The sequence below is a fragment of the Longispora albida DSM 44784 genome (assembly GCF_000379825.1).
Taxonomy (GTDB): Bacteria; Actinomycetota; Actinomycetes; order Mycobacteriales; family Micromonosporaceae; genus Longispora; species Longispora albida.
Genome location: NZ_KB903835.1, coordinates 169,237 through 183,099, shown reverse-complemented (window position 1 = coordinate 183,099; position 13,863 = coordinate 169,237). Strand labels below are relative to the sequence as shown.

Here is a 13,863-nt window from a genome sequence, read left to right as displayed (position 1 = left end):
CTACGGGAGGCCCAGATGTTCTGGTCGCTCGACCTTCGTCTGCACCGTGTATGGCGTAGGCAGGAGGCCGTCGAGGACTGGTGCCGTCACGTCGTCTTGTTCGACTTCGTATCCGCGGCTGAGTACAGCTTGGGCAAATGAGCGCAGGGGCTCGGGTGAGTCCTCGGTGTCGAGGATGGGTTTCAGCACCTGTGCTGCTCGAGTCGCGTCGTAGGGCCTGCTTCTGGGCATGTGCGGATGCTCGCCGAGGTCGATCAGGCGGGCGTCGGGGATCGCTGTCACCACTTGGCCGGCGATGTTCACACCGTGGGGGTCGGAGTCTGTGATGACGACGGTAGTGGTAGCCGTGGCTGCCAGGGCGGCGAGCATGTGTAGCTGGGTGGGGCCGCTGTAGCCACCGAGAAACCAGATGGCCAGGTCTCTGCGGGTGCGGCTGAGGTGCTGTGCGGGATCTTTGTTCTCGATCACTACTAGCGGTGCCCCGTGGCAGGACAGGGCGATCTCATTGGGGTCAGCGGGGACTGTCCACGGGCCGGGAAAGCCACGCAGGCTCGCGCGTGCGAGGGGGTCGGCCGGGTTGCTGATGGTGATGGGGCCGGCGATGCTGATGTCGCCGTAGCGGTAAATCCCCAGCTGCTGGCGGATGGCGGGTTCGACGCCGGCGGCTTCGAGGACTCTATCGGCGTCGACGGCCTTGGAGTCCGCGAAGTGGCGTTGGCTGAACGCCTTTCCACCAGCGTAGAGCTGACCGGTCATGATGGCTTCGGCCGAGGCGGCCAGGATCGCCGCAATTGTCGGTGACGGCCGCTCCTCAGCGGCGAGGCGGCGCAGTGCCTGGACCAGACTTGCGGCGTTGGCATCAAGGCAGGATTGTGCGAGCCGGTCGGCCGCCTCGGCGGCCAGGCTCACCGTGCGCGCCGAAACCTCCCTCCGGCCGGAGGCTTGCTCAGCGAGGACATCGAGGGCAGGCTGCGTGAGCCTCCACTTCGTCAAAGCTCCGATAGCCGCGGAGTTGCCGGGGTCCAGCTTCGCTACCAGGTCGATGACACCAGCTCGGGCGAGCCTGACTGCGATATCCCACGCGGCTGCCGGCTGGCGGCGCTTGAGCGTGCCCCATCCCGCACGGGCGATCGCCTGGTCCTGCGGATGCTCGGCGAGAAACGCCTGGACATCGGGCTCAGCTGGGCGCCGGGGCGGGCGTAGATGCAGGCCTCGGACCCGGTGATCTGCGGGGACGGTGGGCTCGCCTTCGGCATCGACCTTCCAGAGCCGCAAGGGATACGCGGCCAGGCCGTCCGGAACTCCTGCGATCTCGACAGGTTCGGCGGCAGGCAGAACGGGTCTGCGGTCCGTGGCGCTCACAGCAGCGGCCTGCCGACCCGCCAGGCGTCGGCGAGGAGGTGGATGAGTTCGGGGTGAGCGGGACCGGCCGTGATCATGGGCGGGCGGTTGAGGGGTTCAGCGGAGCTGACGTGCTGAACCTCGATGAGCACGTCGCAGTACTCGGCGATGAGCGGGGCGGCGACATCCTGGCAGGCGAGCACGATGGTGATCTGGTACTGGGTGGCGATCTGCTTGAGGACGTCGGCGACGGCCGGGATGTTGACCATGTCGAGGTTCTGGCCGAACTCGTCGATGACTATGAGCCGGCCGCGGGGGTTGGCGATGCTGGACAGCGCTGAGGCGGCCAGCAGAGTGTGGACGAGGACGTATTCGGCGGTATTGGCTTTGTCGCCGTAGGAGCGAGCAGGGACGTCGCGGGCGTTTTGCCAGGTGATGCCCAATTGCCAGGTGATGGGCTCATCTGGGCTGGCTGGCTTGCCCTCGGAGACCTTGAGTTTGATCGCGTGCCTGCCGGCCCGCTGCCACATCGCCTGCAGCTGCTGTTCGACGTCGCGGAACTTCGCCCGGATGATCTTCTTGGCGTTTTCCTCGGCGGTGCGGGCGAGGGCCTTGTTCTGGCTGCTGCGCTGGGCCGCGACTGCGAGGTGTTCTGCGCGCTCGGCGCGCACGGCTGCGATGTCGGCGGCGATAGCCTCGTCGCCGGCGCTGCGCAGCTTCAGCCACGTGTCCAGCGGCCCGGCATGGGTGTCGAAGTCGGTGATGGTCTCCTCGTCGGGAGTGTTCTCACACCAGGCCCTCAGCGCCAGCAGCTGTGCGCCGTGCGGGGAGTCGCCGGCAGAGCCGAGGTCGGGCAGCAGGTCGATGGTCCTCAGCAGTTCGCGGGCTGCTTGCGTGCGGGCGCGGTGAGGGGAAGACGCGGATCCAGGGACCTGGTCGGGGTCAGCTCCGGTGCCAGCCTGGCGGGCGAACGCGACGCGGAATTCTTCCAGGGGTAGTCCACTGCGGGCCTGCATGGCGAGCTGGCGTGCCTTGCCGGTCTGCTCGATTTCCTCATCGATCCGGCGGACTTCCTTCTGGGCGGACTCACGCTGTCCGGTGAGCGCCTGGAGACGCCCGGCGGCGGTGGCGTGTGCTCCCTGTGCCGTGTTCAGAGCCTCAGCTTCGGCGGCGAGTTTGTCCTGGAGGGCTGCCGCCGTGGCTGCCAGCTCAGACTCCTCGTCCTTGAGCTGGCTGTGCTGGGCGGCCTGCTTCACAGCGGTGGCAAGCCTGCTTGCGGCGGCCAGTGTCTGTTCGGCCGCGGACAGCTTCGCGCTCGCCGTGCCAGCTGCCGCCTCCAGTTCCTGGACCCGTGCCTGCAGCGCGGCCAGGCGCGCGGCCCGCCCGGTCTGGGGCTTGTCGAACCCACCAAGAATGACCATTCCAGCGCTGAGGTCCTGCACTGCCGCGGGTGAGGCGGGTTGCCAGCGGCGAGCCAGGTCGTCCAGCAGGGCGTCGAGCGGGTGCTGGCCGGCTCCGCCTGGACGGCGGGCGGGAATGCGGGAAGGGTCGGCGTCGTCGATGGTGACCAGGACGGCTCCTGGCTGGTCACCCAGCACTTCGAGCGCCCGGCTGAGATCGTCCCTGCCGATCGTGACCGCGTCGGCCAGCGGTGCCAGCCGCGGTTCCCAGTGATCGCGCTGATCGTCCCTTAGGTCAAGGAGGTCCGACAGCGGGACCGCGCTGATGCCGTGGCCGGCCAGCCGGGCCTTGTACTGTCCGGCTGCGCCGTCGAGACCCTTGGCTGCTGCGGCGTGTTCCTGGCGTGCCCGCGAAAGGAGGGTATCGGTGTGGTGTTTGCCGGCCATGGCGGCATCGCGCGCGGCTTGTGCTGCTTGCACGCGCTGGGCGGCCTCGGTGGTGGTGGTGGTCCCCGCCAGGGCGAGCGCAGGCGCAAGTTTCGCGAGCTGGGTCCGGGTTGTCGACAGGCGCATGTCCGCTTTGGCGGATTCCTGGGTGGTAGCGGTGTGGGTCTTCTGGGCTGCTTCGAAGCCGGTTTTGGCTTCGGCCACCATGCGGCTGGCTTCGCGCAGGTCGGTGCCGTCGGCGATACGCTGCTGCTGATCGCGGCGTTCGCGGAGGCTGGTGAGCTTGGAGCCGCCTGCGTCGATCTGGCTGGTGAGCTTGGCGTGCTCGGTGGTGTAGTAACGGACCCCGGCTGCCAGGTAGATTTTCCAGGTTCCTTCAGCGGTCGTGCGGGCCTCGCGTGCTCTCGCGCGGGCTTTGATGTCGTTGAGGCGGATCTCTTCGAAGGAGTGCTGCCTTTCGGCGTCGGTGATTTCGGCGGCGAGCTGCGCGTCGAGTTCGGCTTGGGCGCGCCGGTGGGATTGCTCGAGGCTGATCTGGTCAGTCAGCCCGCACAAGTCGATCAGCTCACGGGCCAGTGCCGCCGGGTGGAACTTTCGGCCGTCCACAATCGACAGCAGGCCGGTGTCAGGGGTGTCGTCGGCGCCACGGTTGCGGACGTAGCCGATGCTGCCAGGCGCCGACCCGAAGAGAGCAAGCCCGAACTTGTCGGGGGTGTAGGAGGTAGTGGTGGCTCTCAGCTCCTCCCAGATGCGCTCTGCAGAGGTTAGGATCTCCTGCTCGCTGTTGCCGCGGGCGAACCGCTCGCCTTCGGCGACCCGGACCTGGAGTTTGGGACCGGTTCCTTCCCTCTGCACGCGCATCCATACCGTCACCGGCGCGGACGCCGGCCGGTCCGCTGGAGCCCAGAACGACACGATGTAGCCGTGGGGAGCGTTGCCGAGGCTGCCGGTGAGCTGCTGGGCGTCTTTCTCACTGAACAGCATGCCGATGGCCTTGGCCCCGGCGCCGCCGCGGGTCCATTGCCGGTCGGCCGACAGCAGCAGCAGCGACTCGGCCACCGTGGACTTTCCCGCCCCGTTCGAGGCGCCTCCGGGGCCGCGGCCGGTCAGCACGGTCAGCCCGCCGCCGGCTATGCGGATGACGTGGCCGGTGTGGCGTGCGATGCGCAGCAGCTGCACCGATTGCAGCAGCCTGCCATCGAGCAGGCCGTCGGCCTTCGCCGGCGGAGTCGAGAACAAGGCGTCGGTCATGCGGTCGTCTCCTGTGCGGGCGGTGTGTGGCCGCCGAAGGCGGGTCGGGCGAAGCGGAGCAGGTTCTGCCACAGCCGGGCTTGCTGGACCGAGCTGAGCCGCAGGAAGGCCGGCCCGGGCCGGTTGTCGCGGGTGATGATGCCGCGTGAACGGAGCCGTTTGAGGGCGTCGTCGATGTCGGCGACGTCGATTCCCTGGCCGTCCGGGCCAGGCTGGCGCAGCGCGAGGGCGTTCACCGGTAACCCGGCACGGAACCCGTGCGGGGATGCCATCCCGGCTGCCTGGGGGATGATCACTGACTGCAGCAGCACAAGGGCCAGCACCGCCTGGTCGATCACCGGCAGGGGTTGACGTCCGGCGGCGAGGATCGCCTCGGCGATCTCATCGTCCCAGCTGGTCACATATCCCTCGATCGCGCCGCCCTGGCCGGGCGCACGGACTTCCACAAGCTGTCGGCCCGCGGCGCGCAGCCGCACGGCCAGCTCGGCTCGGACCTGCTCGTCGCCCAGCAGCGGATACGCTGCTGGGGACATCGGGGCATCGGAAGCCTCCAGCAGCCGTGCGAGCTCACGCAGTTCTTCCTCCGCAGCCCCGCTCACACGTCCTCCCCGCGCCACAGTGCCGATGTCCGCAGTCGTGTGGCTGCGGCCTCCATGCGCTCCAGGTCGTAGCGGTCCCAGGCCAATGCCGCCGGCCCCAGGGCAAGCTCGCCCGGATTCGCCTCGGTGAGCAGGTGGGCCACCTGCAGGGTCCGCCGCAGCGCCGAGACGGTGTGAGTACTCGGCCCGAAAAGCAGGGCGCAGCGAGCGGACACGTCCACGATCGCCACGGCGGTGACATCGGGGGTCGCTGGGTCGGTGAGCATGGCATACGCCGCCAAGAAGGTGCGCACCGCAGACTCACTAAGCTCCCGGCGAGTGAACCGGCGGGCAAGCGGCTCAGGGTCGCACGCCGTCGGCCACCCCAGCGCCACCGCACTGCCCCAGGGCTGTTCGACGGTCGATACCTCCCGGCCGATCGCCGCCGCGGCATCCTCCACGGCCGCAAGGTCAGCACCGCCCAGCTCGGCGGCCCCTTCCAGACGGGCCAGAGCCAAAACCATCGCCACCTTGCGATCGCCGCCGGTCACGCCACAACCCCGTCTGCCGTCATGGGCTGGTCGTCGGGCAGCTCCCGCTGAGCTGGGATCGGCCGTTTGCCGAAGGTCAGCGTGCCGGGGCTCAGGATGGTTGCGTCCCGGCCCGCCGAAATCGCCAATGCGACGCCCGACCGGTCAAGGTGGTAGCGGTTATCGGCCAGCGACAACGCCACGAACTCCGCCACCACCACGGCCGGTCCAGGCCAAGGCTCCGGGGCTAGCGCCGTCACCAGATCCACCTCGCCCCCGTCGGCCAGCAGCATTTCGTCGGCGCGCAGCCGCCACCGCTCCAGCAGCGTCAGCGCAGCGGGCATGTGCTCGCCGTCCGCCGACACCGGCTCCGGCACGACCACGGGCTGGGCGGCGCCGACAGCCATGGCCGTGACCTCTTCCACCACCTCCGGATCGACCCAGGAGGGCGGCGTGTCGAACAAGATGCCGTCGAACAGCGCTGCCAGCCGCGCCACGCTGGCCACCTTCACCGCCCGCTGGTAGTCCTCCACCGGCAGCAGCCGGGCATCGGCCAGCCGCCGCCGCGAAGACTGCACCCGCGCCTGAAGCTCCTTCGCCGCGTCCACATAGCCGTACACGGCCCGGTTGAGCGCCTCCAATTCCCGCATCAGCAGAGGCTCGCCCTCCGGCGTCGCGGCGCTGAGCATGTTGAACCGGCTGATCAGGACGTGGTCATCAGCCCTAGTGTGCGTCAGGACTTCCTCCGCCGAACCCGTCTGGGCAACCCGGTACGCGTCGGTCGTGTAGATCGACAACATGTACCGCAGCCGCACCATCGCATCCGCCAGCACGGGGGCTGACACGTCCTCGCCGGCCAGGAGTTGCGTGCGGTCGAACATCTCCAGCAACGCACGGTGGCCGCTGAGATCCGCGAGCGTCGGCATCAGCGCGATCGACAGCGCCGCCTGGATCGTTGGCGTGATCCGCGTGTCGTTCTTCCGTGCCCGCTGGACCGTGCCCGCCGCCTGCATCACCCGCAATGCCGCTTCGACCTCACCACGGGTGAACCGGCCATGCAGGGTCTGGCAGATCTGTACGAACGTCAGGCCGTCGCCCCCATGGTCGGCCAGCACGGCCAGCACCGTCAGCTTCGTCTCACGTGCCCGGTCACTGTCATCGACACCGTGGAGATGTTTCAGCAGCGGCGACACCACAGCCACGGCTCGCCCGACTGCGGCGGACTCAAACCGTCGCGCCGAGATGAACTCGAACGACGTCTGCAACTCCTCTGGCAGCTCAAGCCCAGCCGGGGTGGACACCAAAGGGAAGAGCGGCTCATCTTCGACCATGCCGCGCACCGTACCCGAACGGTACGACATATCCGAAGTGATCACTATTTACGCAGGTGGCGCAGTTGTGATCTTGCCTGCCTGGTTCACCGCCGTAGCCTTCCGGTACCGGTACCCGTACCGGAAGGCAGGGCGAGGCGGCGCCGGGTCCGCGAAATCTGGTGGGCAGTACCGGCCTCAGTCGAAAATCGAGTCCGGCGGGCTCTGCTCCGGCACCTTGCGGGGCTTCCTAAGGGGTGGCATGTCCATCAGCCGGTCCCGCTCGAGTTCCGTGGGCGGATATCCATCGGCGTGGCGAGCCAGGAACAGCTCGGCGGCCTCTTTGCGCAGTGTCGCCCGGCCCGCGTTCACCCAGGCCGGGTCCGCGGCCAGCAGTTGGGCGAGCTCAGGAAACGCCGGGCGCAGTTTCTCGTACACCGCGCCGCGTCGCTCCATGACAAGCTCGCTTGCCCGCTGTACCACGCGCCGGACCTCATAGGCGTCGCCGGGGTCGCCAGTGTTCGCGAGCGCCCGGAGCTCGGGCAGCCTGTCGGTGGCCATGGTCAGGCGGGCCGGGAACTTGATGGGCCGGAACGCCGGGATATCTGCGAGCTGGTGAGCGAGGCCTTCCGCGTCGGCCTGAGCGCGGGCCCGCACGTTCGGTTCGTCGTCGTCCTCGTCGCCGTCCTCGTCGATCTCGAGTTCAGTGAGCCGCTCGTTGATGTCAGTGAACCAGTCCGGGGTCGCTGTCCAGGAATGGAGGACTGATCCGGCGACGAATGCGAGTTCGACGTGGCAGATCTTGCCGGTCTGGCGGTCGGCCTGTGCGCGGAGCTTGGCGATGGCCGACCAGGACTCTTCGCTGTACTCGCCGGGGTCGAGGTGGGAAAACAATGGCTCGGCGCTGAACGGGGTTGCCTCGGTGTAGAACAGCCGCGCGCCGGAAGCGCGGGCCAGTTCGAGGAACTGTGTCGCGCTGAGTTCGTCGTCGGTGAGTTCGACGAAGAAGCCACTCTCGGCTTCCGGGGTGGTTGGTACGGTCAGCAGGTCTGCGGCCTTGGCTTTTCGTGTGATATCAGCAACCAGGCCGGCGAGGGTGTCTTTGCCCATGTCGAGCATTTTCTTGCCAGACATTGGCATTCGCCGCCCTGGTCATATTGTTGCAGTTCAATGGGCGTGGCGCGGCCTCCACGGTCCAGCCTGGAAATCGGAGGATCGGCCGTGTCCGGCCGACCGGGATGAAGGTTGTCGGCCATCCAGGGGCCTACCGGCCATCCGCTCTGCCTGCCCTTTCCGCGCCTGCGGACAGGTGCTTGATCTCAGCGGACAGCCCGGCAATCTGCTCGTCGGTGAAAGCGAGATGATTGCCGGTCCGGAACGCCAGCGATTCCAGGCTGGCCAGCCGCTCGCCGACTTCTCCGGCGGGTCCGTCCGGAGGAAGGATCTTCGCTCGCCGCCGACCCTCGAATGGTTCCAGGTATCCGTCGTTCGTGCCGCCTGGCACCGCCTGCAACGCACCGCCGTCGTCGACGATCCAAGCAGCGATCGGCTCAGTGAATGCAGAGGCGTCGTCTTCGGTGTTCTCCCAGATCCGGATCTTCCAGCCCGGCGCCGCTGCGAACGCCACCGCCACCCGCGACACCCGTTCCAGGCGCACGAACCCGTCAACTGTGTCGGCACTGACGAGCCGATTACCGTGCACGACCTGGGGCAGGCCGTCTGCCGACCATGACTCCACCGGCATAATCTGGTCCCGGTTCGGGTCAGTGGGCTCATACAGTGCAATCCAGCCCGTAGGCGAGAAATCCAGCATCTCCTGACCGTAGGCGTAGTCCGTCCACAATGTCTAGTTGATCACCCTGAACGCGGGATCCTTCACGCCGAATCTTCATCGGCGCCGCCGAGCGAGCCTGTCCTCAGCAGGGCACCACGGCAGAGGCACCCCCGCCCGACCCAGCCCCGGCTGCTTGAGCAAGTCCGCGCTGGCCGCAACCCGGCTCGAACGGTTATGTAGGAGCCGCTGACGCATCGGCTTCTGGGTTGACGTCTGCCGCCCAGTGTCTGAGGTCTTACGCAAGCCGGTAGCGATAGAACGATGATGGCCGTATCTTTGCAGCTCAAGCTGTCTCGGGGCGGATCCCCCGTACCGCCCCGAGAAAGCTTCGCCGTCTCCCCCGAGCCGAGGCTCCGATGGTCGGCGAGCGTCGTGTTGGAGAGCTGGCGGGCGCCGTCTCGCTGCAGGAGCCGGCCGCGGGGCGCGTATCAGGCGGGCAGTCGGATGAGCAGGTGGGCACCTGGGCTGACGGGCCGGAACCCCATCCGCTGGTAGAAGCGTCCGACACGCAGGTTCGCCGGTGACGCCAGCACCGCGACGTCCTGCCACGCGGGTTCGTCGAGCACGGCTTTCAGGAGGCTGCTGGAGGCGAGCGGGACGTCCGGGTTGCCGGCGAGCGCCATAGCCTCGACGAGCGGCACCGCGTGTTCTGCGGCCAGGCGGCGGGCCGCGGCCACCTCGGAGGCGAGTCTGCGCTCACCTCGGCGATGGGCATTGAGGCCCCAGGCGATCCAGGCCAGCCATCCCAGGGTGAGGATGCCTCCCACCATCACGACGAAGTCCGCTCCGGCGAAGTAGGCGATGTACACACCGATCGCCGGTATTGCGAGGAGCAGCAGGACCGTCGCCAGCGCCCACCGGCGCCGGGCTGGCCGGGACAGGTCTCGCACGTCCAGGAGCGCGTCATCCCCGACGGCGGCCAGCGTGTTCGTCAGCCATCCGGGAAGCAGGGTGATCAGCGCCGCGAACCGCGCCGCAGGACCGGGCCGGTAGGCGTCGCGGTCGCCGTGGCGGGGGAACGCGGCGGCGTAGCGGTGCGCCAGGGCAGGTAGCTGGCGGACCGTGGGCCGCAGCTTTCGGGGTGCCTGGATGCGTGTCGTGACCGGGGTCGGCCCGCCCATCTCCTCGGGCGTTTCCATGTTCATCTCACTGCTCTGCGGCCGGGGTGGCCGCAGGCTTCTTCACGGTGCGGGTTCCGCTGGGCCGGGCACGCTTGGGGGTTGCGACCTCGGCGACCTTGTCGGGGTCGAGGAGCCCGAATCGGCTGGTCTCGGTCTCACCCCACGCGGCGAGTACGGCCTTGTACTCGGGTGCGTACCCACTGCGGGCCTCAGCCAGCCGGGCAGCGAGGTCCCGGATGGTGTTCTGGCGTTCGGCGGCCACACGGACGAGGTCGACCTTGGCCTGGCTGGCGGCTTCGGCGAGCTGGACGGGATCGGGCAGGGTGGTCATGGTGCCGGTACTCCTAGCTGGTAGTGCGGGTCAGGTGAGGGCGGCGATGGCTGCGCCGGCGAACATGAACGGGCCAAACGCGAACAATGAGTGGCGGCCCTCGCCCCGCCGAAGCAGGAACACCCAGGCTGGAACGGCCAGGATGTAGGGCAGGAGCGCTCCGAGGAACAGGGCCGTGCCGCTGATCGCGCCGAGGCCCGTGCCGAGGAGCACTGCGAGACGGACGTCGCCGAGCCCGATCCGCGCCCGCCTGGCCTTGGCGCTGGCCCAGGCCATCAGCAGGTAGACCCCTCCGTAGATGGCGCCGCCGGCGATAGCTGCCAGCAGCAGGCGGACTGAGCCCGCCGTCGTGGCAGCTGCGGCAACCAGCAGCAGGCAACCGGCTGTGGCCGTCCAGACGATCGGCGTGGGAAGGCGGCGGACCGCGAGGTCGATTCGGACGAGGATCAGCCCGGCGGCCAGCAGGACGAACCACGCCGCCGCAAGGAGCGCCTCGGGCGCGGCCTCCGGCCGCATGCGCCAACCCAGCAGTGCCCCGAGCGCCATCCCTGCCGCCACGGCGAGCGCGGTGTCGCGGGCAGCGGGCCGGCAACGGCCCGGGCAGGAGGTGAACGCCACCCAGCCGCGCCAGCCCTCGGCGAAGGAGGCCCCGCACGCGGCGCACGCCGCCCGCACCGGCGTTCCCGCAGGCACCGACCAGCGAGCAGCGACCCGCAGCGACAGCGCGCCGGACAGCCCGCCGACGGCGACCAGCATGACTGAGAAGATCATCGTCGTGTCGCGGCTACGCGGCCTGGAGCTGGAAGGGGACCTGGCCGTGCTCGCGGTGCCAGGCGTCCAGATCGGCTTGAAGCCGCGCGAGGATCGCAACCAGCGCCACGCCCGCCTCCGTCAGCGCGTACACCGACTCCGACTGCACGACGAGCCCCTCACCCTGTAGGTAACGCAGCGTGTCGGTCAGCGTCCTCGCGTGAGGCTTATCCAATGCACGTTTCACGCTCGTGTAGCGCGCCGGACCGGCGGCGAGTTCAGCCAGGATCTCCATCGCGTGCCGCCGCCCGCACAGATCGAGCATCGGGCTGCGATTTGATTTCACGACATGCATGTGCACCTCCCCCATGACTTCGCCGAGCGAGGCTACTCAGCGCCGCAGACTCTATCTGACCTGCACAGATACGCATAGGGAGATGTTTCTCGCACCCCAGAGAGCCCAAGGGAATTGCCGCCTCGGCGAGCAGTTTTCCGTCGCCTGAGTTGTTTGGGAAATTCTCGCCGGCGACGGCGTTCCGGCCCCCATTCCCGAAATCCACTCCACGCTGCCGTCGGCCGATTGGTTCGAGCACGGTCCTACGAATGGTTCGGAAAATCGGACACTACGCAGAGCAATATTTCAGCACTGGGGCAACGAAAATCGGACACCGCTTACCAGTCCCTTGCAAAGCGCGGATGGTATGTATGCAGAGATCCGATTTGCCTTGGTTCGTCGGCCCGGATGCCGTGCCAGCTCACCGCAGTTAGTGCACTTGCGGTAACTGGGGGTCGGTGCGCTCTACTGGTCCGACTCGCAGCTCAGACGGGGTGAGGTATGAGTACAGCATTCAAGTTGGCCACTGCGGTACTAGTGATCGGCGCACTGCCGGCACTGGCCGCCTGCGGCACCTCGGCGGACACGCCGGACGGCAAGCCCAGCACTGCCGCGACACCTTCGGCATCCGCTGACCCGGTGGCCGTCGCCCGCAAGCAGGCGGAGGACGCCTACCGGGGCATGTGGGCGGCGTACGTCAAGGGGTTGCAGCAGGCCGACCCGCAGCAGCCGGATCTGGCGCGGTTCGCCTCCGACAACGCTCTCGCGCTGATTACGAAGGCGATCAAGCAGACAGCGGACGCCGGCCTACGCGGTCGTGGCGACGTCGCTCTGCAACCGAGCGTGGGCGGACTTGGCGCGGGCGGGAATCTGACTGCGGCGACGGTCAGCGACTGCGTCGACACCTCGAAGACCGAGCTGTACAAGGCGGACGGCTCGCCGTACCGCGACACTCCGGGCGGCAAGCGCGCCCTGACCGCGACCCTAAAATCCGTCGATGGCAGCTGGAAGGTCACCGACTTTGCCCTCCGTGAGGTGGGCACATGCGGGTAAGACTCGCCGCGCTGCTGTTGGCCGGTGCCGCCCTGGCGGCGACCGTCACCGCGGGCGCCCCGGCAGCAGCTGACTTCGGCGACCCCGTCAACTGCCAGCAGAACCCCTCCAGCCCGACCTGCATCGTGACCGTCACCCTCCCCGGCCGTGACGGCAAGAACGGTGGCGGAGGCGGATCAGGCTCCGGCGAGTGCCAGGACCCGGCAGGCACGGTCGTGCCCTGCTCGATCCCCGGCCGAGGCTGGCTCGGGTCCGATGGCTGCTACTACGACGGCCCGAGCAGCGATGCCCCGTTCCCCAAGCCTGAAGGCGCGCCAGCCGGTGCCTGGTACTTCCGGACCTGCACCGCGCCGTGGGGCCGGGAGCAGATGGGCTACTGGAACTACATCCCAGACCCGGTACAGGTCACCCCGGCCCAGCTGGCCGAGCAGGCTATCGCCCGGCTGACGCTCCCGGCGTTGACGATCTCGACGAGCCCGAAGGTGAACCTCCCGCAGTTGGTGCACGTGCCGACGTGGATCTGGGCGGACGCCTCGTCCTGGAAGCAGCCGCAGCCGGCCACCGCGTCAGCCGGGGGCATCGCGGTCACCGCGATCGCGAAGCCGGTGACGATGACGCTCACGACAGGCGACGGCGGAACGGTTACCTGCCAGGGGCCGGGAGCGGCGTGGACGCCGGGCACCGACCCGAGCGCAGCCTCCACATCCTGCGGGCATACCTACACCAGAGCTGGCGTCTACACGCTGACGGCGACCGTGACCTGGAACATCTCCTGGGCTGGTGGCGGGACCAGCGGCACAGCGCCCGCGATGACGACCTCGTCGCAGGTGCGGCTGACGGTCAACGAGTCCCAGGCCCTCAACCAGTAGTCCCTTCCACCTCTTCGATCTGAAAGCGCACGGGGGTACCCCATGGCGGCACAGCCTGCCCAGAAAACGGCCACAGCAGCCGACAAGACGCGCATTCCCGGCGTCGCGAGCGCTGGCGCGACCCGGCGGATCAGCATGCCCCGGATCCTGCTCGGCGCGGGCCTGGTGCTCGTCTGCGTGCTGGCCAGCGTCGTGGCCTCCAAGGCCCTCGACACCCGGGTTCCCGTGCTGGCCGCAGCCCGCCCGCTCGGTGTCGGGCAGACGGTCACCGATGCGGACGTGAAGGTCGTGAAGCTGGCGGCGAGCTCGGAGGTCGCCACCTTGCCGGCCGCCCAGCGCGCCTCGGTCGTCGGGCAGACGGTGTCGGTGCCGGTCGCCGCTGGCGCCCTGCTCGCGCCGGGACAGCTGGGTGCCGCGGCCTGGCCGCCGGCCGGGCAGTCGGTGGTTGCCCTGCCGGTCAAGCCGGGCCGGATTCCCTCGGGCCTTGCCGCCGGGGCGAAGGTGTCGGTGTTCGTCGTCCCCGCCGGAGGCCCCGGCGGTCAGGGCGGTGCCGCGGGTGTGGTGGCCGCCGACGGCACCGTGACCGAGGTGCACGCCGCCGCCGACCAGACCGGCACCACCGTGGTCTCGGTCCTCGTCGGTGTCAACGACGCTCCCCGGATCGCCTCCGCCTCCGGCGAGGTGTCCGTCGTCCAGCTCGGCGCCGGGCGGTAG

At 68.8% G+C, this 13,863-nt stretch carries 14 protein-coding genes; 3 read left to right on the top strand and 11 right to left on the bottom strand.

What is annotated here, in order from left to right:
• The 11 genes from A3G1_RS0124200 to A3G1_RS36590 form a co-directional block, all read right to left on the bottom strand.
• Positions 1-1,362: a hypothetical protein gene (locus tag A3G1_RS0124200; protein ID WP_157641364.1), complete on the bottom strand. Its 1,362-nt coding sequence runs from the start codon at positions 1,360-1,362 to the stop codon at positions 1-3.
• Positions 1,359-4,439: a coiled-coil domain-containing protein gene (locus tag A3G1_RS0124195; protein WP_020539682.1), complete on the bottom strand. Its 3,081-nt coding sequence runs from the start codon at positions 4,437-4,439 to the stop codon at positions 1,359-1,361. Before A3G1_RS0124195 ends, A3G1_RS0124200 begins: the two co-directional genes overlap by 4 nt.
• Entirely contained in the window at positions 4,436-5,038 is a 603-nt protein-coding gene (locus tag A3G1_RS0124190; protein ID WP_018352082.1) for a hypothetical protein, read from the bottom strand. The genes A3G1_RS0124195 and A3G1_RS0124190 overlap by 4 nt, the downstream gene beginning before the upstream one ends.
• The gene (locus A3G1_RS0124185) at positions 5,035-5,568 is read right to left on the bottom strand and encodes a hypothetical protein (RefSeq protein ID WP_018352081.1); all 534 of its coding nucleotides are present in this window, start codon (positions 5,566-5,568) and stop codon (positions 5,035-5,037) included. Before A3G1_RS0124185 ends, A3G1_RS0124190 begins: the two co-directional genes overlap by 4 nt.
• Positions 5,565-6,878: a hypothetical protein gene (locus A3G1_RS0124180; RefSeq protein WP_018352080.1), complete on the bottom strand. Its 1,314-nt coding sequence runs from the start codon at positions 6,876-6,878 to the stop codon at positions 5,565-5,567. The genes A3G1_RS0124185 and A3G1_RS0124180 overlap by 4 nt, the downstream gene beginning before the upstream one ends.
• Before the next feature lie 177 nt (positions 6,879-7,055).
• A complete protein-coding gene (locus tag A3G1_RS0124175; protein WP_026212462.1) occupies positions 7,056-7,991 on the bottom strand; it encodes a hypothetical protein in 936 nt (311 codons plus the stop codon).
• 130 nt (positions 7,992-8,121) lie between these two features.
• Positions 8,122-8,670, bottom strand: a complete 549-nt coding sequence (locus A3G1_RS38985; protein ID WP_157641363.1) for a hypothetical protein — start codon at positions 8,668-8,670, stop codon at positions 8,122-8,124.
• A gap of 449 nt (positions 8,671-9,119) precedes the next feature.
• Complete coding sequence (locus A3G1_RS0124165) at positions 9,120-9,830, bottom strand: hypothetical protein (protein ID WP_018352077.1); 711 nt, start codon at positions 9,828-9,830, stop codon at positions 9,120-9,122.
• A 7-nt stretch (positions 9,831-9,837) separates the two neighbouring features.
• Positions 9,838-10,143: a hypothetical protein gene (locus A3G1_RS0124160; RefSeq protein WP_018352076.1), complete on the bottom strand. Its 306-nt coding sequence runs from the start codon at positions 10,141-10,143 to the stop codon at positions 9,838-9,840.
• A 30-nt stretch (positions 10,144-10,173) separates the two neighbouring features.
• A complete protein-coding gene (locus tag A3G1_RS36595; protein WP_157641362.1) occupies positions 10,174-10,914 on the bottom strand; it encodes an A24 family peptidase in 741 nt (246 codons plus the stop codon).
• A gap of 13 nt (positions 10,915-10,927) precedes the next feature.
• Positions 10,928-11,248 (bottom strand): winged helix-turn-helix transcriptional regulator, encoded by a 321-nt coding sequence (locus A3G1_RS36590; protein WP_245563584.1) that lies wholly within the window; start codon positions 11,246-11,248, stop codon positions 10,928-10,930.
• 480 nt (positions 11,249-11,728) lie between these two features.
• Between A3G1_RS36590 and A3G1_RS41900 the strand changes: the two genes are divergently transcribed.
• From A3G1_RS41900 to A3G1_RS0124135, 3 genes are read left to right on the top strand one after another with little or no spacing between them, the layout of a single operon-like run.
• Complete coding sequence (locus tag A3G1_RS41900; RefSeq protein ID WP_157641361.1) at positions 11,729-12,280, top strand: hypothetical protein; 552 nt, start codon at positions 11,729-11,731, stop codon at positions 12,278-12,280.
• Positions 12,271-13,149: a hypothetical protein gene (locus A3G1_RS0124140; RefSeq protein ID WP_018352072.1), complete on the top strand. Its 879-nt coding sequence runs from the start codon at positions 12,271-12,273 to the stop codon at positions 13,147-13,149. The genes A3G1_RS41900 and A3G1_RS0124140 overlap by 10 nt, the downstream gene beginning before the upstream one ends.
• Before the next feature lie 42 nt (positions 13,150-13,191).
• Complete coding sequence (locus tag A3G1_RS0124135) at positions 13,192-13,863, top strand: SAF domain-containing protein (RefSeq protein ID WP_018352071.1); 672 nt, start codon at positions 13,192-13,194, stop codon at positions 13,861-13,863.

Coding starts and splice junctions, on each gene's coding strand:
- A3G1_RS0124195 (WP_020539682.1), bottom strand. CDS start 4,439: ATGACCGACGCCTTGTTCTCGACTCCGCCGGCGAAGGCCGACGGCCTG.
- A3G1_RS41900 (WP_157641361.1), top strand. CDS start 11,729: ATGAGTACAGCATTCAAGTTGGCCACTGCGGTACTAGTGATCGGCGCA.
- A3G1_RS0124180 (WP_018352080.1), bottom strand. CDS start 6,878: ATGGTCGAAGATGAGCCGCTCTTCCCTTTGGTGTCCACCCCGGCTGGG.
- A3G1_RS0124160 (WP_018352076.1), bottom strand. CDS start 10,143: ATGACCACCCTGCCCGATCCCGTCCAGCTCGCCGAAGCCGCCAGCCAG.
- A3G1_RS0124165 (WP_018352077.1), bottom strand. CDS start 9,830: ATGGAAACGCCCGAGGAGATGGGCGGGCCGACCCCGGTCACGACACGC.
- A3G1_RS0124175 (WP_026212462.1), bottom strand. CDS start 7,991: ATGTCTGGCAAGAAAATGCTCGACATGGGCAAAGACACCCTCGCCGGC.
- A3G1_RS0124135 (WP_018352071.1), top strand. CDS start 13,192: ATGGCGGCACAGCCTGCCCAGAAAACGGCCACAGCAGCCGACAAGACG.
- A3G1_RS38985 (WP_157641363.1), bottom strand. CDS start 8,670: ATGCTGGATTTCTCGCCTACGGGCTGGATTGCACTGTATGAGCCCACT.
- A3G1_RS36595 (WP_157641362.1), bottom strand. CDS start 10,914: ATGATCTTCTCAGTCATGCTGGTCGCCGTCGGCGGGCTGTCCGGCGCG.
- A3G1_RS0124140 (WP_018352072.1), top strand. CDS start 12,271: ATGCGGGTAAGACTCGCCGCGCTGCTGTTGGCCGGTGCCGCCCTGGCG.
- A3G1_RS36590 (WP_245563584.1), bottom strand. CDS start 11,248: ATGCATGTCGTGAAATCAAATCGCAGCCCGATGCTCGATCTGTGCGGG.